We start from the raw sequence: 19,833 nt of genomic DNA on the forward strand, positions 1-19,833 counted from the left end.
TTGGAAATCAAAATGAAAAAGCTGCCATATAGGCAGCAGCTTACAGATTGTCGACAAAAGGGGTTCGGAATGGTCTCATTCCGAATCCCTTTTTGATATCATAGGTTTTTTGCATGAGGATAGACTTCTCTTAGCTTCAGATTCTAAATCCAACTTTGGACTAAATGTTCCTGAGGAACAAGTTGGTCTAAAAAACGACCATCTATAATTAATATAGTTGGATTGGATAATTTTCTGAATGCATCTTTATTACCTCAAGCGTTATATGTATCTATTTTTAAAAATACTTCAGTATAGTTTCACGTAAAGTTTAGAAGCCCTGTTGATTGGAGTGGAAGGCGCGCAGACTCCTGCGGGATCAGCTGGACAGGTGAGACCCCGCAGGAGCTTGCGACGAGGAGGCTCACCGCCAGCCCCGCGGAAAGCGAAGCGCCTGGAACGGAAATCAACAGACTAATTTTCAAAGAAAAAAGACTGTAGGCAGGCTCGATATTCATCGAGTTTGTCTACAAACTGAAAGCTGCCATATAGGCAGCTTAGCTTTGGATATTTTTATTCATTTGTTTAATTGCCGCTTTCTCAAGGCGGGAAACCTGGGCTTGTGAAATGCCAATTTCATCGGCAACCTCCATTTGCGTTTTTCCTTGGAAAAACCTTTTCCTTAGAATCAGCTTTTCCCTTTCGTTGAGTCGCCTCATCCCTTCCTTAAGAGCGATTTCTTCTATCCAGTTTGTATCCTTGTTTCGTTCATCGCTTAGCTGGTCCATCACATAAATTGGATCTCCGCCATCATTATAGATCGGTTCAAATAACGATACGGGATCCTGAATCGCATCAAGAGCGAAGACAATTTCCTCGTGAGGTACCTCTAGAACCTTGGCGATTTCTTCTGCGGTTGGTTCCCTTGATGCCTCACTCATCAGCCTTTCGCGGACCTGAAGCGCTTTATAGGCTATATCCCTTAATGAGCGCGAGACTCTGATAGGGTTGTTATCTCTTAAATACCTTCTTATTTCACCAATAATCATTGGGACGGCATAGGTTGAAAACTTAACATTCTGTCCCAGATCAAAATTATCAATGGATTTCATAAGGCCTATACATCCGACCTGAAACAGATCGTCGACAAACTCGCCCCGGTTGTTAAAACGCTGGATCACACTTAAAACAAGCCTAAGGTTCCCATTCACAAGTTTTTCTCTTGCTGTGATGTCACCGCTTTGCATTTCTCTAAAAAGTTTTCTCATTTCCTCGTTTTTAAGAACGGGAAGCTTTGATGTATCAACACCGCAAATTTCAACTTTGTTTCGTGTCAATCTTTTCCCTCCTCACAGGAGCTGCTGTCAAAATTCAGTATCTCCGCAGGAAGGAAAAATATGCACTATTTACCGGGTGGCTGGCAGACATTAAGGAGAAACAGCCAGGAAAACCGCAGATTATCAATGTTATTCAAGAAAAAATTTTTTCGTAAAATTTTTCTGCTATACCATTTTATTGAATTCTTTACGAAGTCGTTTGATGATTCTTTTTTCCAGACGCGATATATAAGACTGAGAAATGCCGAGCATATCAGCAACATCTTTTTGCGTCTTTTCCTCGCCGCTGCCAAGACCAAAACGTAATTCCATGATCTGCTTTTCACGGTCCGAGAGCTGCTGCAGTGCTTTTACCAGCAATTTTTTATCGACATTCGACTCTAAATCCTTCGTGATGATATCATCATCAGTACCAAGGACATCTGAAAGAAGCAGTTCATTCCCATCCCAATCAATATTCAGCGGTTCATCAAAAGATACTTCGGAACGAAGTTTGTTGTTTCTGCGCAGATACATCAATATTTCATTCTCGATACATCTTGATGCATATGTTGCAAGCTTTATTTTCTTCTCAGGGTTGAAGGTATTGACTGCCTTGATCAAACCAATTGTGCCAATACTGATTAAGTCTTCAATATTGATTCCTGTATTTTCAAATTTCCTCGCAATGTATACCACAAGCCTCAGGTTCCTTTCAATGAGGATGGACCTTGCAGCTTTGTCTCCATTAGGGAGTTTGTGTAAAAGTACTTCTTCCTCTTCTTTCGTTAAAGGAGGTGGCAACGCTTCGCTACCGCCGATATAATATATTTCATCTGTTTTTAAGCCGAGTTTTATTAATAATTTATACCAGTAATAGGATAACCGAAGCCGTAAATTTTTCATTGATTGTCCTCCTTCTAAATTATGTATTTCTGAGTATAGTAATATTAACTTACCTTAATCGTTACATCAGCCTTTGCCATGCCTGCCATCATTTTTGGATGGATAATACATTGGAAGCTGCCATCCGCAGACAGTTCCTGGGCGGTAAATGATATCAGCCCCTTTTCTGCAACATAGATTCCATCCTCAGTTTTGATTTTGATGCTTTCGGGATTAAAAGCAATGATCAATTGATGCTCTTGTCCAACTACCCTGCACGGAATGATTCTCATTTTATTTTCAAGGTCCTGAGAAAAATCCCCTTTACCTGACAATACACAATCCGGATTCTCGGCAATCCTTCTAATATCACTTGGCATCCGTTCCATTTCTTTGGCAATGGATAAAATCATTACCGGCATTTTAGAGATTGGGTCATAAAGCTGGTTGCCACTGTCGATTAAACCCCTAATGTTAAAAACCATTCCCATGAACTGAACCTCCACCTCAGCCAATGACTCATATTGAATTTTCGTCATTTCGAACTGTTCAATATTCCGTCGGGAAAAATGCCATGCAAGCGGAAACCCGAGCACGACAAACAGCCAGCTGATTGGGTCGCCAAAACCCTTGATATGGTTCATTGCGACATTTGAAGCGAGATCCATATCAAATTGAATAAAATAATGCACACCTGTCAAAGTTCCGCCAAGCAAAAAAGTCGTGACATAGAAGGTCATCAGAGCCTTTGCAAAAAAACGAAACCTTTTATAGCCAAAAGCCGCCAGCACCATGAAAATTGAAAAAATAAATTTCCCCGCCGGGTGCCCCGCTGCAGCATGTAACGGAGTAACAGACAATATAATGAGCAACGAACCAATAAACCCTCCCAGCACCAATCGCCAAAGCTTGACCTGCCTCTTCAGGATAATTGCGGTCAAATATAGGAGGAAGGCATCAAATAATAGATTCAGAGCCCAAATTACATCAAGATAGACCTTCACCCTTTCTCCTCCTGTCTAAAAAAACAAACGGTCAAGGTGAATCTTCCCATCGGTGCCTGCTCTATCATTCCGTTACGGAAAAGTATATCGTCATTGCTTTATGAAGTGTGTCACATTCTGGCAACAAAACAACAGAGATTTTCACTTTTACATTCGGATTTTGTCAATTTTCAGATTATTACTTTTAAAAGTGGCTGCTGGTTTGTGAATCTATAGGATTTGTTCAAAACTTTACATTGTTGACTGCTATTAAAAGAGAAATGATTTATTTAATCTAAGTGCAAAAAAGGCATAGCCGATTGGCTATGCCTTTACCTGATTGTCTTTTAGCGTCTTCTGTTGCGGTTGCGCAAGAATGTAGGAATATCAAGAGCATCTTCACCTTGAGAAGAAGGAGTGCTTCTTGGTGCTTCCTGCTGGATCTCTTCACGCTTTGGCTGTTCGCGCTTGATTGCGCCGATTCCAGGCTTTTGCTGGCCTCCAAAACCAGGTCTCGTTGGCTTTGGCTGAACAACTTCTTCATTGAAACCTGTCGCGATAACAGTAACAATAATTTCATCTTTCAGGTTCTCGTTGATTACAGAACCAAAGATCATATTTACATCCTGGTCTGAAGCGGATGCAACGATATCAGCAGCTTCCTGAACTTCATACAAGCTTAGATTTGTTCCGCCAGTGATATTCATCAATACACCCTGCGCTCCATCAAGTGAAGTTTCAAGCAATGGAGAAGAAATTGCTTTTTTAGCTGCTTCAGTCGCACGGTTTTCACCAGCAGCAACCCCGATACCCATCAAGGCAGAGCCTTTATTGGACATGATTGTCTTAACATCAGCAAAGTCCAGGTTGATTAATCCAGGAGTGGCGATCAAATCAGAGATACCCTGGACACCCTGGCGAAGGACATTATCCGCTTCGCGGAATGCTTCAAGCATTGGAGTGCTTTTATCAACAATTTCAAGCAAACGGTCGTTAGGAATAACGATAAGCGTATCGACAGCTTCCTTCATCGCACCTATTCCGCCGCCAGCTTGTCCTGCACGCTTGCGTCCCTCAAAAGTGAATGGACGTGTAACAACGCCAACTGTAAGTGCACCTAAATCTCTGGCGATTTGAGCGATTACTGGTGCAGCTCCTGTTCCAGTTCCGCCGCCCATTCCAGCTGTAACGAAAACCATATCCGCGCCTTTAAGCACTTCTTCGATTTGTTCTTTGCTTTCCTCGGCAGCTTTCTTTCCAACTTCAGGATTAGCTCCAGCGCCAAGTCCGCGAGTCAATTTCGCACCGATCTGCATTTTGATTTCAGCTTTGGAAAGGTTTAAAGCCTGTGCGTCTGTATTGACCGCAATAAACTCCACACCCTGCACGCCGTGTTCAATCATTCGGTTAACCGCATTATTTCCGCCGCCGCCAACACCGATAACTTTTATAGTAGCAAGTGAATCTAAATTCGTATCAAATTCCAACATGACAAATCCTCCTAATTCGTCGATTACCTGTTAGCTCTGATTATTCAAAAAAGTAGCCAAGAAATTTTTTCATTCTTGTTGACACTTTTTCCTCAGGCTGTTTCTCAGGCTTCGATTTTGGATGCGGCTGTTTTTGAACTCTCTTTTCTTTTGGTTCTAATTCACCAAAAACAGCTTCCATTTTCTTCCCTTTTAATTTTGCGTTCTTATAAGCAAATTGAATTAATCCGACTGCTGTCGTGTACTGTGGTTCTCTTACACCAATATAATCAGGGATTGCGATTCTCACCCTGCTTTGGAAAATATCCTGTGCAAGCTCAAGTACACCTTGCATGTTGGAGGTTCCCCCGGTAAGGACAAACCCACCAGGAAGATCCCTGATGTTCATCAATTTCAATTCATCCTGAACCAAGGAGAAGATTTCTTCCATCCTTGCTTCAATTATATCGGCAACTTCAAGCTGGTTGAATTGCTGCTGCTGATCGCTGCCTATGATTGAAACTTCGAATATTTCCTCTTCGGAAGCATGGTCATAGAAAGCATGTCCATGTTTTAATTTTAGTTGTTCAGCTTCTTCCGTTGTTGTACGCAAGCCAATCGATAAGTCTTTCGTAATATGGTCTCCGCCTACTGGTATTACGGATGTTCCTCTTAAGTGCCCGTTTTCAAAAACAGCGACTGTTGTTGAACCGCCGCCGATATCAATCATAGCGACACCCATGTTCTTCTCATCTTTAGAGAGAGCAAATGCTCCAGCTGCAAGCGGCTGAAGGCCTATATCCAAAATTTCAAGGCCAGCCCGCTCAACACAGCGGAGAGTATTATGTAAGATGGTCTTTGAACCTGTAATAATCGTTCCTTCCATTTCAAGCCTTACCCCGATCATGCCTCTGGGATCATTGATTTCATCAAGGCCATCAACAATGAATTGCTTTGGAATCACGTCTATTATCTCTCTCTCAGGCGGAATCGATACCACCTGTGCAGCATCAATGACTCTCGCAACATCTTCATTCGTGATTTCACGATTGTCACTTGAGACTGCAACCACGCCATGGCATGGCAAAAGCGAAACATGGTTCCCGGTGACACCTACAATCACCTGGTTAATCTTCATACCTATCATTCTTTCAGCTTGCTCTACTGCCCGTTTAATAGAATGAACGGTTTCATCTATATCAACAATGGAGCCCTTTCTCAACCCTTCGGACTTTACATTGCCAACACCAATTATATTCAAAGAATCGTTGACCATTTCACCAATGATAACTTTTACACCGGATGTACCGATGTCAAGACTGACATATATATCATTGCTGTTCATTCTGTGGCACCTCCTTAACAATTCCTAATATGTGAACAACAATTTACTCACGCTTATCTAATTGTTCGTGTTTTTTAATTACATTACTTTATTCGTCACAATTAAATATTTCCCTTTTAAAATATCATTTTTTTTTCTACTTTTCACTTGTAGTTGACCATTTTGTCAATAATATTCGCCTTATAACTGCGATATTTTGAAACAGCCTTACCCCAAAGGCAAAAACTGCTGCTAAATACAAGTCTACACCAAGATGAACCCCTAGAAAAGCTAAACTTGCAGCTAATACTATATTAAAAAAGAAACCTGACACAAAAACCTTTTCATCATAAATATTTTGAAGCTGTGCGCGAATACCGCCAAATAAAGTATCGAGTGCAGCAAGGATTGCGATCGACAAATAGTTTGAGTATTCTTCCGGAATTGTTATATCGGTCAACAGCCCGATGATCACACCGATTATCAACCCCATTATTGGAAGCCACATTATCAGCTGCCTCCTCCTTTATCTTTTTTAACGGGCTCCATGTACCTGATTCTGATTGTATCTTGATATGCTGGTATAATCAGTTCATTTTCAGGTCTATTCACCTTTACTTCAAGGTTATCGATAAAGAAATCTTCAGCAACTGTCGAAACCTTCATGCGGTTGTATAATTTTTCAGCTGCCTCAGCATTCTCTGCGATTACTTTTATTTCAATTGGAAAACGGTTCAGCGAGTGGCCGTTTATTTTGGTAACTCGATTGATATCCCTGATGACAGTTGTATTGATTACTCTCTCATCATCAATGGATACGTGCTGGGCACCGTACATATTCAATTCATTTAACAGCCTTTTCAGCATGTCAGGTGATATGGATGGCGGATTGTCGCCATCGACTACCAAATTGAATGCAGGCGCAATCGACAGGGTAAGGCCAGGTCCAGTGACTTCCGTCAATCCCGCTTCATCCTTTAATTCTGTCAATGTCTCACGCAGCACTTCTTCTTTGCTTTGCTGCCGCTCAGTTTCATATTTCGCCACTTTTTCTTCGTTTGACCTGATTTCAAGTAGCAGTTTGGACTGGAGTTCCTTTTCCTTCATTAAATCCTCACGGAGCTGCCAAGTATCCCTAGTGTCCCTGACCTCTGGTTCTCTAACGGTTTGAAACTGAATGGCGACCATCAATCCGATAATAGCGGCAATGATGCTAAAACTTAGATTCGTAGGTCGGCCCAACGTATTCACCTTGCTTTCTGTTAGGCTCCTTTTCTTTCTCTGCTGCATGTATGCAGCCGGGGTAAAAAAGCCTCTCTAAACAATTTTAAGAATTTGGATCAAAAAGCCTGTTACGAGAAGGCGGCAATAACCAGCACATCAATTCCCCAGGATTGGATCCATCTGGATATCATCCACTTCCTCTATTGTAAAAACTATTTGATCGTTTACAAGTTGATCTTTTACCCCACCGGTAATATTTAAAGCGGAGGAAAGAACATCGGGGTCACCTATAGCAGTAATTTCAAAAGGGGCAGGATGCTGGTAGCCATCCACCGTTATGACAGGTCCTGTGCACAAGACATATGATTTATGTGATATTCTTTGTCCATTCACTGAGATAGCTGCTGCTCCTGAAATGTATAGTTCATTAATCACCTTAAACACATGGTGTTCATGCACAAGGTAATTATTGATATTCTCTTCATCAGGATTGTACTCTCCATCAGCAAGAGTGACCTTGACTCCATCGCCGCTCACTTTTACCTTGCCGAGAAACATCCGGTATTTTTCGGCATCTTCAGCCATGTTAAAAAACACTTGTGCTTCTTTTGATAGGTTCGCTTCAATATTCCTTACCTTTTCCTGCTTTTCATTTAGCTCTTTTTGCAGTTCGCGGTTCTTTTCTTCCTGTTCAATCAGCTCGTTCCTTAAGCTAATGTGCTGATCCCACTGCCTGTCCGTTAAACCTTTTCTGTTATCACTTTCGTCCTGAGTAACACGGAATGAAAATGCGACCATGAAGCCAAGCACCAGGAAAACGAGCGAAAGGATCACGCGGTTACTGTTCACTTTCTTTTTCAATTTCAACTTCCTCAGCTTCCTCTGCTTCATATGCTTTAAAATAAGAGCCAACCTCCAGGTCGATTACACCCTTTTTAGCAGGGTCCAATTGGCTGACGATGGACGGATAATGTGCCATTTTTTCTGTGAATGTCCTAAGTGTGGCATTTACTTCAAAGCCATCATTCATATATAGCTTGATAAGATATTCATCCGTTTTCACAGGCTTCGAGTGGATTTCAGATATTGAATTGATCACAACTTCAGGAAGCCCATCTAAAGAAGCAATCATTTCATCCAGAACCTTTCCTTCTTTAAAGCCAATTAAGATAGGTGCATTGACCGGAATTTCATCAATTTGTTTCTCACCAAGGATATTTCCATTTTCAAGGACCGGATAAAAATTCTTGCCTTTTGATATGTAAGCAAGTCGGTTGTATTCTTCCAGTTCAATTGTGACAGTATTAGGAAGCTTTACATTTACAGAAGCTTTCTTGATTTCCTGGATTTTCTCCAGTTCTTTTTCAATTTCACTCCTGCTGATCTTCCATACGTTTGATTGAAGTGAGATCCCGCTTTTCTCTACGATTTGTTCGTAAGAATAGGACTCGTTGCCTGACACCGAAATTTTCTTCACCTTGCTAAGCGGAGATTGAAAATAGATTACACCGGCAATCAATACGAAAAACAGAGCAAGCAGCAAAATAAGCCTGCGATTTGCCTTTTTGCGCCTTTGATGTTTTAACTTCGGAATCCGGTCTTCAATTGAGACGATTTTCCCCTTGTCCATTTTCAATCCCCTCTTTATCGGCTGAACCCATTCCATTAATCATAACATTTTTTTGTGATCCTTCAGGTTAAAGCCATCAGATAATTTCAACTGATTTTTCCGGATGCCTGCCTTGGTATGAGTTCCATAAAAATGTCTTCCTGATAATTTTCATTACCATAAAGATAAAAAAAACCACCGTCACGAACATGTTTATGCTACTCTCTTCTTCTTGTCAGGCATCCTAATCCAATGAAATATTATATCACAGAATTTGACAGCAAAAAGCAATTTTCTGTTATTTTCGACCTATAATTTCTACTTCTGTCTCCATTTTTACTCCATGCAATTCCATTACAGTATCCTTTACATGCTGAATCAGGCCAAGTACATCCTCAGCCTTTGCATTTCCTGTGTTAACAATGAAGTTGGCATGCAGCTCAGAGATTTGCGCCCCGCCTATACGATGTCCCTTCAGGCCGGATTTTTCTATCAAGTTGCCAGCATAATTAGGCAGTGGATTTCTGAAGACACTTCCGCAGCTTGGATAGTTATATGGCTGGGTTTCTTTTCGGTAATCCTTATTCTTTTGCAATTCAGCAACAATTTCTTCCCTATTGCCTTCCTTCATTTGAAATACAGCAGCTACGACAATACCTGGGCGTTCCTTCTGAAGTACGGATGTCCGGTAAGAGAATTTCATCTCCTCATTCGACAACCATTCAAGAGAGCCATCCTCAAATAATACATATGCTTTTTCTAGGATTTGGGAAATATCCGATCCATGAGCACCCGCGTTCATATATACCGCACCGCCAACTGACCCTGGAATGCCACCTGCGAATTCCAGACCAGAGAGTCCTTTACGGCTTATGGTGATTGCAAAGTTTACCAGCGACAAACCTCCGCCTGCCAATACCTTGGTGTCCTCTATTTCCAATTCATCCAGACCAGATCCAAGTTTAATGACAGCTCCTTCGATTCCATTATCGGATACGAGAAGGTTCGAACCCCGGCCTATCACCGTCCATTTAATACCTGATTCCTTTAGTGCATCTACCGCTATTTTTAGATTATCTATTGATGAAGGCTCAATAAGTATGTCGGCAGGTCCGCCAATTTTCATTGTTGTATGGTTTGCCAGCGGTTCATTTTCTTTGACAGAACCAATGTTCAATTCTCTAAGTTTGTCAGCTAGATCCTTCATAATTTCCTTCCTTTCACGATAAAACCATTTTAACTATTTTATGCAAAGGCATGCCAATAGGCTACTTTTTAGCCAATTCCTCCATAAGCTTGTACAGCCTTTGCGCGGCGTCAGGTATGCCCAGTTTTTTTGCAGCCTTTTTCATATTAGCCAATTTATCTTCATTACCTAAAATTTGGTCAATGTTTTCAACAAGCTTAGGGCCGGTCAAATCTTTTTCCAGCAGTAAACGAACTGCTCCATGTTCACTTAATGCCCGGGCATTCTTTTCTTGATGATTGTCTGTAACATATGGGCTTGGAATCAAGATGCTTGGAATGCCCAATGAGGTCAGTTCTGCCAGCGTTGTGGCTCCTGCCCGTGATACAGTTAAATCAATTCCAGCCAAAACTTCAGGCATATTATGGATGAATGGTTTTACAATTACATTATCCGGGTTCCCAACAAGCTGCACTTCTTTTTGGACCTCTTCAAAATGCACATCGCCAGTTACATACAATACCTGATATGGTTTGCCGCTTAATTCAGTCAAGCTTTTGACGACTGCTTCATTAATCGGCTTCGCTCCCCTGCTGCCGCCGAAAATAAGGACAGTCGGCACCTTAAGCTTCAAGCCTGAAGACAGACGGCCCCTTATTCCATCCTGTCCCAATACCTCAGAGGCTCTTGGGTTTCCGGTCAGCACGACCTTTTGTTCCGGGAAAAACTCCCGTGCCTCCTCAAAGCAAATCGCAATTTTATCGACATAACGGCTCAGGAATTTATTCGTCAATCCAGGTACGCTATTTTGTTCGTGGACAATTGTAGGTATGCCCATTTTTGCAGCCGCATAGACCACCGGGCCGCAAACATAGCCTCCCGTACCAATGACAACATCCGGCTTGAATTCCTTAAGCATTTTTTTGCTGTCGCTGACACCCTTAAGGAAGCGCAGGACGGTTTTAACGTTTTCGAATGAAATCTTTCGTTTGAACCCTGTGATATGTATGGCTTTGAACGGGATATCTTCCCGGGGCACCAATTTGCTTTCGAGCCCTTTTTCAGTTCCTATGTAAAGAAACTCCACATTTTTATCCTTCTTTTGAATTTCCCTTATTAGTGCGAGCGCAGGGTAAATGTGTCCACCCGTACCGCCGCCGCTAACCGCAATCTTCATTTTCCACACCTCAGCAACATATCTCTTTTTAATCTATATTCCTTCAGGCTTTATATATTTACCGCCAACGGGAATAGACGCTTGTGAAAAGCCTTAAAAAAAGGCACTTCACGGTTTTACCCTATTCTACTATATTCTAAACTTTTGAACGGGTTTTAAAGATATTGTCATTTAAATGTAATATAGCATGAACAGGATTATATTCCTATTACTATTCATAGGTTTTGGATCTTTTCCACAAATAAAAGACCCTGCTCGCAGGGCCTTTTACTTTTTATAATGTTTAGCTTGTCTGATGTTCTCAATTCAGGCGCTCGGAATCCAGGCGGAGACCTGAAAGGGCAGTATGCGTAGGCCAATGTTTTGACAGCAAGCTATTTTCCCTAGTACCTGGAATGTCTGCTGATATTGAGCAGGACTCCGACTGCCATCAGCATCAGTGTCAGGGATGAGCCACCATAGCTCAAAAATGGGAGCGTGATTCCCGTTACTGGCATCAGCCCTGTAACAACACCGATATTGATCATCACCTGGATCGCGATCATTGCAATGATTCCAGTCGCAAGGAAGGTTCCAAATAAATCCGGTGCTCCTAGCGCAATCCTTATCCCCCTCCAGAGCAATAAGGAGAATAACAAGAGAATAAATGAACCGCCAATAAACCCGAGCTCTTCAGCCAGAATGGCAAAAATAAAGTCTGTTTGCGGTTCAGGAAGGTAAAAGAACTTCTGCCTGCTCTGCCCTAGACCCAGCCCGAACAATCCGCCAGGTCCAATCGCATACAGCGACTGTATCATCTGGAAGCCACTGCCGAGTGGATCCTGCCACGGATCAAGAAATGACGTGATCCTTTTCATCCGGTAAGGTGCAGAGATGATCAGGCCGACGAAACCGGCTACACCTAGCAGACCGAGACCGACAAAATGGCTGATCCTCGCTCCAGCTATAAAAATCATGACAACGGATGTCCCAACCATTACGGTGCCTGTACCCAAATCCGGCTGAAGCATGATCAGCGCGAACGCAGCGAAAACAAGGCCTAACGAGGGAACGAGCCCTTTTTTAAACGTGGTGATTGCTTTCTGATTTTCGGATAAAAACTTTGCAAGGAAGGCAATCATCGCAATCTTCATGAACTCGGAAGGCTGCACAGAAAAGGCACCGACGCCAATCCAGCTTCTTGAACCATTCCGCACATTGCCTATTCCTGGAATCAATACGAGGATTAACAGGACGAAGCAGATAACTAAAATGACTTTCGCCCATGTTCGCCATGTCCAATAGTCAACATTCATTATGAAAAACATCGCGACGATTCCAACTCCTGCAAACAGCATTTGCCGCTTTGCGAAAAAGAACGAATCATTAAACTTATAGTCCGCCCAGACAGCGCTCGCGCTATAGACCATGACCAAGCCCACTGCCAAAAGCGTAAAAGTAACGATCAAAAGAAATATGTCTGGAGTAGATTTTTTCGTTGGCAAAGCAATACACCTCGGCTGTATGATTTAGGGCTCATATACCGCTTCCCATCCAGCCTCAAAAGGCCAAGGCAACCTGAGTCATGCTGTTCAAGACAAGCCCTTACTTAAGCTTATGCACAGCCTCGATAAACATGTCTCCCCTGACCTCAAAAGTTTTGTATTGATCCCAGCTTGCGCAAGCAGGCGAGAGCAAGATAACATCGCCGGGTTCTGAATGTTCAATTGCCACGGGAACGGCTTTTTCCACATTATCGACCCGCAAAACCGTTTTTATTCCTGCAACACGTCCAGCCTGTCCAACTTTCTCAGCAGTTTCGCCAAAGGTGATCAATACTTTCACATTCTTTAACGATGGAACTAGTTCATCAAACGAATTGCCCCTGTCAAGTCCTCCTGCTAGCAAGACGATCGGTGCATCGAAGGCAGCCAGTGCATTTTCGGTAGCTAGGATGTTAGTTGCTTTTGAATCATTGTAAAATTTGCGGCCTTCCACACTGCTGACGAATTGCAGCCTGTGGCGGACGCCGGCAAAGGAAGTCAAAATTTCAACGATGCCTTCTTTATCAGCACCAGAAAGGATTGTCGCTGCTATTGCAGACAAAATATTCTCAAGATTATGTTTGCCAGGCAGGACAATATCCTTTGTTTCAATGATCTGTTCTCCATTGAAGCATACCCAGCCGTCCTTTACATAAGCACCGCTATCCAATACCTTCTTTGTAGAAAAAGGAACAATCTGTGCACGCGAATTACGGGCAATTTCCATGACCTCGTCCTGGTCTGCATTCACAATAAAGTAATCTTCTTCAGTTTGATTCATCGTAATTCGAGCCTTGGCTTCTATATATTCTGCCCTCGTTCCGTGGTAATCAAGATGGGCATCGTACAGGTTAGTAATGATGGCAATGCGCGGCTTGAACTGATCGATTCCCATTAATTGAAATGAAGATAGTTCAATGACGATAGTATTTTCCTGTGTTGCTTCCTGTGCGACACCTGATGCTACTGTTCCAATGTTGCCGGCAATTAATGGCTTCTTATGTCCCGCATGTAACATTTCATAGATAAGCGTTGTCGTAGTTGTCTTGCCATTCGTTCCTGTGATTCCGACCAAAGGAGCTTCTGAAATCTGGTATGCGAGTTCAACTTCGGTAATGATTGGGATTTCTTTTTCAATGGCTTTTTGAATCATTGGATTATAGTAAGGAATACCGGGATTTTTTACGACAAGCTCAAATCCCTCATCCATCAGTTCAATCGGGTGGCTTCCGCAAACAACCTTGATTCCCTGTTCAAGCAATCCTTGCGCTTCAGGGTTTTCAGACAAGGGCTTGCTGTCATTGACAGTTACAAAAGCTCCCAGTTTATGTAGCAGAGCAGCAGCGCTCACTCCACTCTTGGCCAGGCCAAGTACAAGTATTTTTTTATGTTGATATGTTTTGATATGTTTCATCTAAATCCACACCTCAATATAAATTCCAAGAATTGCGAATAACAGGCCAACTGTCCAGAATGTCACGACTACACGCCATTCAGACCAGCCAATCAATTCGTAATGGTGATGAAGCGGACTCATCCTGAAAATCCTCTTCCCCGTTGTCTTGAATGAAATTACCTGCAGGATAACGGACAAAGTTTCGATTACGAAAATACCGCCAATGATAATTAGAATAATTTCAAGCTTAGCCAGTATCGCGACGGTTGCGATCGCGCCGCCTAGCGCAAGCGAACCTGTGTCACCCATGAACACCTTCGCAGGGTGCGCATTAAATACCAGGAAACCTAAGACAGCGCCTACCACAGCAACTGAAAAGATCGAAAGTTCATATTGAGACTGGTTCCAGGCAAGCACGGCAAATGCACCAAACGCAATCGCAGCTGTACCAGATACCAGCCCGTCAAGCCCGTCCGTCAGGTTAACAGCATTGGAAAACCCGACCATCCAGAAAACGATGAACAGGACATATCCCCATCCGAGATCAAATGAGTAATCCGTTAGAGGTATGCTGACTTCTGTAGAAAGTTCACTTTGCTTAAATATAAAATAAAAAATAACGGAAATAATAATTTGGCCAAGCAGCTTTTGCTTAGAAGTCAATCCAAGGTTACGTTTCATGACAACCTTGATAAAATCATCCATAAAACCAAGCAGTCCAAAACCTAATGTTACAAAAAGCAGCAGGTAAGTTTCAACGGTTGGCTGTGAAAACTTCCCCGTCATAACCAGTGTGGTCACCGTGATCGACACCAAGATCATGATGCCGCCCATTGTTGGCGTACCTGTTTTTTTCTGATGCGATTTCGGCCCTTCTTCCCTGATGCTCTGGCCAAATTTAAGCCTTCTTAAGAATGGAATAAAAACTGGAGAAAGCAAAACCGTAATTAAGAAGCCCATTAATATTGTGAAAAAGATAACTTGCTCCAGCATTCTATTCCTCACCCGCCTTAGTCTGATCGCTTCCGAAATGATTGATGTTTTCAGCCATTACAGCTATATCATATGATGGATCTGTTTCATTAAGAAGTCCTTTGTTGTGGGAAATGAATTGCGTTTTCTCTTTAATGTCTACGTGTTGGTTTAAATAGTTATAGTATGATTTCATGATTTTCTCTATGCCTTTCAATATGTCTTTTGCGTAAAATATAGGGAAATGGTTGGGTGTGTAAGCCGGAACCGGCTCGGTTTCAGGCCAGATAGCTGCAACAGCTCCGTTCGAAATCGCCTCCTGCAGTGTACCAGAATCTTTTGATACCGGGACAAACAGGCCTCTTGGCTGTTTCACACCTGCAAGGCAGCTTACAGTGTGAAAGCGGATATTTTCATCATTGATTCCAGTAGTCTTGGAAAAAAGACTTGAAACGTCCTGATATGTCAGCATATTACCTCTCCTCTATCGCCTCGCGAGCTACAATCCTGTCATCAAATTCAAATGTCCTGTCACCGATTTGCTGGTAGGTTTCATGGCCCTTTCCGGCAATCAAGATTACATCGCCGGCCTTTGCATTGCTGACGGCATGCTTGATGGCTTCCTTCCGGTCGACAATCGAAGTATATACCTCGCCTTTGACTCCTTCTTCCATATCCTTGAGTATCTGTTCTGGATCTTCACTTCGTGGGTTATCAGACGTAAAAATCGCATCCGAAGCATATTCACAAGCGATTTTCGCCATTAATGGCCGCTTCGTACGGTCACGGTCTCCGCCGCAGCCAACTATACAAAAGATCCGTTCCTGTGCAAACTGCTGTACAGTCTTGAGTACATTTTCAAGGCTGTCAGGAGTATGGGCATAGTCGACGATTACGGAAAAATCCTGCCCCGCATCTACAACTTCGAAACGCCCTGAAACACCATTAACACTCTCTACAGAAGCAATGACTTTTTCTAATGGAATACCTGAAACCAAAGCTGCCCCTATGCTTGCAAGAACGTTATATATACTGAACTTTCCGATAAGCTGGATATTGACGGTACGGACACCAAATGGACTGATGAGATCAAACGATGTTCCGCTTGCGGTCATGGCGATATTCGTCGCCTGAAGATCAGCATGGTTGTCGATGCCATATGTGAGAATGTGAGCCGATGTGAGCATAGCAAATTCTTCACTAGCAGGATCATCTGTATTCAGGACAGCAAACTTTGGATTTTCATGGTTGAACGCATTCCCTAGCTGGGAGAAAAGCAATCCCTTCGCTTTCCTGTATTCTTCCATCGTTTTATGGTAATCAAGATGATCCTGAGTAAGGTTTGTAAACACCGCTACATTATAGTCAGTACCGTGGACGCGGCCATATACCAGCGCATGGGATGACACTTCCATAACAGCAGTCTCGACTTGTTCGTCTACCATTTTATTAAATGTTTTTTGCAGTGTAAGGCTTTCAGGTGTAGTATTTTTCACCTCAAAAATTTGGTCGCCGATTTTTGTGTACATCGTGCCAATCTGGCCTGTCTTCTGGCCTGCATCTGTAAAAATCTTTTCAATGATATGGGCTGTCGTCGTCTTCCCATTCGTACCGGTGATCCCAATCATATGGAGTTTCTGGCTTGGCTGTCCGTAAAAAGCATCAGCAAGTACCGCCATCGCCCGTACAGTATCCTTTACAACGATAACAGGAACATTTAATGGAAGCTCTCTTTCAGCAAGTACGGCAGAGGCTCCATTTTTAACCGCAGATCCGGCAAAGTCATGACCATCTACTGTATAGCCCTTAATGCATATGAATAAACTTCCAGTAGTCACCCTGCGGTTATCATTTTCAATTGAAGTAATTTCGGGATTTTCTCCCTTGTAATCCACGAACGGGTGCAAATAACCAATCAATTCGTGTAATTTCATATTTATCAAATCCTCTCAAACAACATGGCGACTCTTATTTTACATGATTAGGCTTAAATTAGCCATTGTTGAGATGAAAAGTCCGAGCCCTTTTTTAGTCTGTAAATTTTAATTTCAATGTAACCAAGTATGAACATAGAAAAGCGGGCGGCGGATATTTAATCCTCACGCCGCCCTTCTTTAAAATTAACTCTTCTAGTCATTCATATAAACTCGGATTGTGGCTCCTTCTTTTATCTTCACTCCTGGAGACGGAAGCTGCTTCACTACCTTTTCGCCTTCACCGGCTACATCAAGTTTGAAATTGATGAGCTGCTGCTGCAGGTCTTTCTTTGTCATGCCAATTAAATCAGGGACTTCTACCAGTGGGGTATCAAGCCAGGTTAGTTCTTTTTCAATCTGGTCTTTCCTCGGTGGCACTTCCATCGCCCGCAAGCTGTCTTCCATCATATCTCCGACGATTGGTGCAGCTACGACACCGCCGAACTGGACAGTGCCTTTCGGATTGTCAACAGCTACATAGATGACAATTTGCGGATTATCCGCCGGGGCAAACCCGATGAATGAGACGATATGGTTATTTTCCAGATATCTTCCATCCTTGGCTTTCTGTGCTGTTCCAGTCTTGCCTCCTACCCTGTATGAGTCTACATATGCATTTTTCCCCGAACCCCTGGCAACGACACTTTCAAGCGCGTGCCTGATTTCTTTTGAGGTTTCCTCTGAAATCACCCTTCTTTTTGCTTCAGGTGATTTCTTCATGACAATCTCTCCTGTAAGCGGATCAATAAGTTCTTTTGCGATATACGGTGTATATAAAATACCTCCATTCACTGCCGCGGAGACCGCAGCAACTTGCTGGATCGGCGTCACGGATACCCCCTGACCAAATGCAGTCGTTGCCTGTTCGACCGGCCCTACTCTATCAAGATTGAACATAATCCCTTTACCTTCACCCTGAAGGTCAATGCCTGTTTTCTGTCCGAACCCAAAATCCTTTACATATTTAAAAAGTGTTTCTTTTCCAAGTCTATCACCAAGCTCGACAAAGCCTGGGTTACATGAATTTTCAACAACTTCCAAGAAAGACTGGCTGCCATGCCCGCCCTTTTTCCAGCAGCGGATACGAGCCCCTGCCACTTCAACGGATCCTGAATCATGGAAGTGGTCTTTTTCCAGGTCGACTTTTCCTTCCTGAAGCGCAGCTGCCAGGGTGACGATTTTAAAAGTAGAACCAGGTTCATACGTACTCCAAATCGGCAGGTTTCGGTTGTAAACTTCCGGCGGGACATTTCTGAAGTTAGCAGGATCAAAGTCCGGCCTGCTTGACATCGCCAGGATCTCCCCGTTATTCGGATTCATGGCGATCGCGATTATTCCGTCTGGATTATATTTCGCCTGGGCAATATCAAGCTCCCGCTCGACAATCGTCTGCACCCTGCTGTCGATTGTAAGCTTTAAATCCAGCCCGTCCACTGGCGGCTCATAATCATCAGCCATATTGTTCATACGCTGCTGTTTTGCATCTGCATAAAATTGAACGGACCCTTTCGCGCCTTTCAATTGTTTATCATAATACAGCTCCAAACCCATCAACCCCTGGTTGTCGACCCCCGCAAATCCAAGAACATGGGAAAGATAGCTTCCGTAAGGATAATGGCGTTTCGAATCTTCGCCGATATATACACCCTTTATATCCAGCGCCCTGATTTCCTTCGCTTTCTCATGCGAGATTTTCCTGCCTTCTGGAATCCTTTCAATCATTGCTTTTTTCGTGATATGTTGATAAACCTTTTCCTTCGGCATGTTTAATGCCTTCGCCAAAATTTCAGCAGTGGCTGCAGGATCTTCAACCTGCCGCGGAACAACATATACAGTGGGCGCACTGATATTCGTTGCGAGGGCTACCCCATTCCTGTCCATGATTTCTCCGCGCTGCGGTTCAAATGGGACATTCCTGCTCCAAGAATCCTTTGCCTTTCCAGTCAAGAAATCACCGAGCATGAATTGAACATAGCCAAGGCGAACATCTATAATGAAAAACACCAGAATCCCGATTATTAAAACCAGCGCCAGCCGCTTTCTCACGGTCACATTTGAAACACGCATATAATGAACGAACCTCCTTTAAAATAATTCCCGCTCCATTTTTTTGTTGGCTGCACTCTTTCACTCGTTCAAATATATGCTTGTACGATTTTGAATATAACAAGAAGTCGGAATGCCGGCTGAGGTGAATACAGGATATGGAAGATAAAGTTCGAATTCGGGGAGAATTAGCTGGAAAATCGGCAGGAACGTTCAGCAACCCTGAAGGAATGCTAACTGAAATAAGAAAAGCGCAAGCGCCTTGGTCAGCCCCGACAAGCGCTGGAGGGCCGACCGGTGAAGTCGTTCTTTGACTTCATAGGGCGGACCGAAATCGAAATGTGTTGCCGACTGCCCAGAAACGCAGAAACTGGAGACTCCGACAAAGAAGCGCTTTTTGCTTCTGCCGGCGGAGTTGAAGTTTCGAAGTTTCTAGGAGGCGCAACTAGACAATTCGAAAAGCGGAGGCGACTGTTCAACTCCGAAAAGCGCTGGAGGGCCTGACAGTGAAGTCGTTCTTTGACTTCATTGGCAGGACCGAAATCGAAATGTATAGCCGACTGCCCAGAAACGCAGAAACTGGAGACTCCACCAAAGAAGCGCTTTTTGCTTCTGCTGGGGGTGTTGAAGTTTCGGAGTTTCTAGGAGGCGACACTAGACAAGCGTCTCGAGGAGTTAGGAGCCGCAGCTAGACAAGCGACTCGAGGGGCTAGGCGCTGGAGCTAGACATTTCTCGAAGTCAAATTTATACTTTCTTATCTCGTCAAA

The 19,833-nt window shown here is 43.2% G+C and carries 20 protein-coding genes; 3 read left to right on the forward strand and 17 right to left on the reverse strand.

What is annotated here, in order from left to right; genetic code table 11:
• Window positions 1-536: 536 nt before the first annotated feature.
• The 17 genes from sigG to M3204_RS14885 form a co-directional block, all read right to left on the reverse strand.
• Complete coding sequence (sigG, locus tag M3204_RS14805; RefSeq protein ID WP_023614979.1) at window positions 537-1,316, reverse strand: RNA polymerase sporulation sigma factor SigG; 780 nt, start codon at window positions 1,314-1,316, stop codon at window positions 537-539.
• Window positions 1,317-1,481: 165 nt separating this feature from the next.
• A complete protein-coding gene (sigE, locus tag M3204_RS14810; RefSeq protein ID WP_214735922.1) occupies window positions 1,482-2,201 on the reverse strand; it encodes an RNA polymerase sporulation sigma factor SigE in 720 nt (239 codons plus the stop codon).
• A 44-nt stretch (window positions 2,202-2,245) separates the two neighbouring features.
• On the reverse strand, window positions 2,246-3,184 hold the full coding sequence (gene spoIIGA, locus M3204_RS14815; protein ID WP_251483106.1) for a sigma-E processing peptidase SpoIIGA: 939 nt from the start codon (window positions 3,182-3,184) through the stop codon (window positions 2,246-2,248).
• A gap of 326 nt (window positions 3,185-3,510) precedes the next feature.
• The gene (gene ftsZ / locus M3204_RS14820) at window positions 3,511-4,653 is read right to left on the reverse strand and encodes a cell division protein FtsZ (protein WP_251483108.1); all 1,143 of its coding nucleotides are present in this window, start codon (window positions 4,651-4,653) and stop codon (window positions 3,511-3,513) included.
• A gap of 40 nt (window positions 4,654-4,693) precedes the next feature.
• Window positions 4,694-5,977 carry a cell division protein FtsA gene (gene ftsA / locus M3204_RS14825; protein ID WP_251483111.1) on the reverse strand — a complete coding sequence of 428 codons (1,284 nt, stop codon included), beginning with the start codon at window positions 5,975-5,977 and terminating at the stop codon, window positions 4,694-4,696.
• 136 nt (window positions 5,978-6,113) lie between these two features.
• Window positions 6,114-6,464: a small basic family protein gene (locus tag M3204_RS14830; protein WP_251483113.1), complete on the reverse strand. Its 351-nt coding sequence runs from the start codon at window positions 6,462-6,464 to the stop codon at window positions 6,114-6,116.
• Window positions 6,465-6,466: 2 nt separating this feature from the next.
• Entirely contained in the window at window positions 6,467-7,198 is a 732-nt protein-coding gene (locus M3204_RS14835) for a DUF881 domain-containing protein (RefSeq protein WP_435367727.1), read from the reverse strand.
• A gap of 138 nt (window positions 7,199-7,336) precedes the next feature.
• Complete coding sequence (locus tag M3204_RS14840) at window positions 7,337-8,071, reverse strand: DUF881 domain-containing protein (protein WP_251483244.1); 735 nt, start codon at window positions 8,069-8,071, stop codon at window positions 7,337-7,339.
• Window positions 8,019-8,810, reverse strand: coding sequence for a cell division protein FtsQ/DivIB (locus M3204_RS14845; protein ID WP_251483115.1), 792 nt, complete (start codon window positions 8,808-8,810; stop codon window positions 8,019-8,021). Before M3204_RS14845 ends, M3204_RS14840 begins: the two co-directional genes overlap by 53 nt.
• A 277-nt stretch (window positions 8,811-9,087) precedes the next feature.
• The gene (gene murB, locus M3204_RS14850; RefSeq protein ID WP_251483117.1) at window positions 9,088-9,996 is read right to left on the reverse strand and encodes a UDP-N-acetylmuramate dehydrogenase; all 909 of its coding nucleotides are present in this window, start codon (window positions 9,994-9,996) and stop codon (window positions 9,088-9,090) included.
• A 61-nt stretch (window positions 9,997-10,057) separates the two neighbouring features.
• A complete protein-coding gene (gene murG / locus M3204_RS14855; RefSeq protein WP_251483119.1) occupies window positions 10,058-11,152 on the reverse strand; it encodes an undecaprenyldiphospho-muramoylpentapeptide beta-N-acetylglucosaminyltransferase in 1,095 nt (364 codons plus the stop codon).
• Between the two features lie 383 nt (window positions 11,153-11,535).
• Window positions 11,536-12,636 (reverse strand): stage V sporulation protein E, encoded by a 1,101-nt coding sequence (gene spoVE, locus M3204_RS14860; RefSeq protein ID WP_251483121.1) that lies wholly within the window; start codon window positions 12,634-12,636, stop codon window positions 11,536-11,538.
• A 100-nt stretch (window positions 12,637-12,736) separates the two neighbouring features.
• A complete protein-coding gene (gene murD, locus M3204_RS14865; protein ID WP_251483123.1) occupies window positions 12,737-14,089 on the reverse strand; it encodes a UDP-N-acetylmuramoyl-L-alanine--D-glutamate ligase in 1,353 nt (450 codons plus the stop codon).
• Window positions 14,090-15,064: a phospho-N-acetylmuramoyl-pentapeptide-transferase gene (gene mraY, locus M3204_RS14870; protein ID WP_251483125.1), complete on the reverse strand. Its 975-nt coding sequence runs from the start codon at window positions 15,062-15,064 to the stop codon at window positions 14,090-14,092. It lies immediately after the preceding gene.
• Between the two features lies 1 nt (window position 15,065).
• The gene (locus M3204_RS14875; protein WP_251483127.1) at window positions 15,066-15,515 is read right to left on the reverse strand and encodes a hypothetical protein; all 450 of its coding nucleotides are present in this window, start codon (window positions 15,513-15,515) and stop codon (window positions 15,066-15,068) included.
• Window position 15,516: 1 nt separating this feature from the next.
• Window positions 15,517-16,977: a UDP-N-acetylmuramoyl-L-alanyl-D-glutamate--2,6-diaminopimelate ligase gene (locus M3204_RS14880; protein WP_251483129.1), complete on the reverse strand. Its 1,461-nt coding sequence runs from the start codon at window positions 16,975-16,977 to the stop codon at window positions 15,517-15,519.
• A 195-nt stretch (window positions 16,978-17,172) separates the two neighbouring features.
• Window positions 17,173-19,086 (reverse strand): stage V sporulation protein D, encoded by a 1,914-nt coding sequence (locus tag M3204_RS14885; protein WP_251483131.1) that lies wholly within the window; start codon window positions 19,084-19,086, stop codon window positions 17,173-17,175.
• A gap of 137 nt (window positions 19,087-19,223) precedes the next feature.
• Here M3204_RS14885 and M3204_RS14890 point away from each other — a divergent pair, with 137 nt between their 5' ends.
• The 3 genes from M3204_RS14890 to M3204_RS14900 are packed head-to-tail and all read left to right on the forward strand — an operon-like array spanning window position 19,224 to window position 19,757.
• Complete coding sequence (locus M3204_RS14890) at window positions 19,224-19,379, forward strand: hypothetical protein (RefSeq protein ID WP_251483133.1); 156 nt, start codon at window positions 19,224-19,226, stop codon at window positions 19,377-19,379.
• On the forward strand, window positions 19,363-19,569 hold the full coding sequence (locus M3204_RS14895) for a hypothetical protein (protein ID WP_251483135.1): 207 nt from the start codon (window positions 19,363-19,365) through the stop codon (window positions 19,567-19,569). Before M3204_RS14890 ends, M3204_RS14895 begins: the two co-directional genes overlap by 17 nt.
• A gap of 2 nt (window positions 19,570-19,571) precedes the next feature.
• Window positions 19,572-19,757 (forward strand): hypothetical protein, encoded by a 186-nt coding sequence (locus tag M3204_RS14900; RefSeq protein WP_251483137.1) that lies wholly within the window; start codon window positions 19,572-19,574, stop codon window positions 19,755-19,757.
• Window positions 19,758-19,833: the final 76 nt, after the last annotated feature.

Origin of the sequence: Mesobacillus subterraneus (assembly GCF_023715485.1) — a bacterium.
In the GTDB taxonomy this organism is placed as follows: Bacteria; Bacillota; Bacilli; order Bacillales; family Cytobacillaceae; genus Mesobacillus; species Mesobacillus subterraneus_B.

Excerpts from the sequence above, each read along its gene's own strand:
- mraY (WP_251483125.1), bottom strand. The coding sequence starts at position 15,064 with ATGCTGGAGCAAGTTATCTTTTTCACAATATTAATGGGCTTCTTAATT.
- M3204_RS14875 (WP_251483127.1), bottom strand. The coding sequence starts at position 15,515 with ATGCTGACATATCAGGACGTTTCAAGTCTTTTTTCCAAGACTACTGGA.
- murB (WP_251483117.1), bottom strand. The coding sequence starts at position 9,996 with ATGAAGGATCTAGCTGACAAACTTAGAGAATTGAACATTGGTTCTGTC.
- ftsA (WP_251483111.1), bottom strand. The coding sequence starts at position 5,977 with ATGAACAGCAATGATATATATGTCAGTCTTGACATCGGTACATCCGGT.
- M3204_RS14830 (WP_251483113.1), bottom strand. The coding sequence starts at position 6,464 with ATGTGGCTTCCAATAATGGGGTTGATAATCGGTGTGATCATCGGGCTG.
- murG (WP_251483119.1), bottom strand. The coding sequence starts at position 11,152 with ATGAAGATTGCGGTTAGCGGCGGCGGTACGGGTGGACACATTTACCCT.
- M3204_RS14845 (WP_251483115.1), bottom strand. The coding sequence starts at position 8,810 with ATGGACAAGGGGAAAATCGTCTCAATTGAAGACCGGATTCCGAAGTTA.
- M3204_RS14840 (WP_251483244.1), bottom strand. The coding sequence starts at position 8,071 with ATGAAGCAGAGGAAGCTGAGGAAGTTGAAATTGAAAAAGAAAGTGAAC.
- M3204_RS14880 (WP_251483129.1), bottom strand. The coding sequence starts at position 16,977 with ATGAAATTACACGAATTGATTGGTTATTTGCACCCGTTCGTGGATTAC.
- M3204_RS14885 (WP_251483131.1), bottom strand. The coding sequence starts at position 19,086 with ATGCGTGTTTCAAATGTGACCGTGAGAAAGCGGCTGGCGCTGGTTTTA.
- sigE (WP_214735922.1), bottom strand. The coding sequence starts at position 2,201 with ATGAAAAATTTACGGCTTCGGTTATCCTATTACTGGTATAAATTATTA.
- M3204_RS14890 (WP_251483133.1), top strand. The coding sequence starts at position 19,224 with ATGGAAGATAAAGTTCGAATTCGGGGAGAATTAGCTGGAAAATCGGCA.
- murD (WP_251483123.1), bottom strand. The coding sequence starts at position 14,089 with ATGAAACATATCAAAACATATCAACATAAAAAAATACTTGTACTTGGC.
- ftsZ (WP_251483108.1), bottom strand. The coding sequence starts at position 4,653 with ATGTTGGAATTTGATACGAATTTAGATTCACTTGCTACTATAAAAGTT.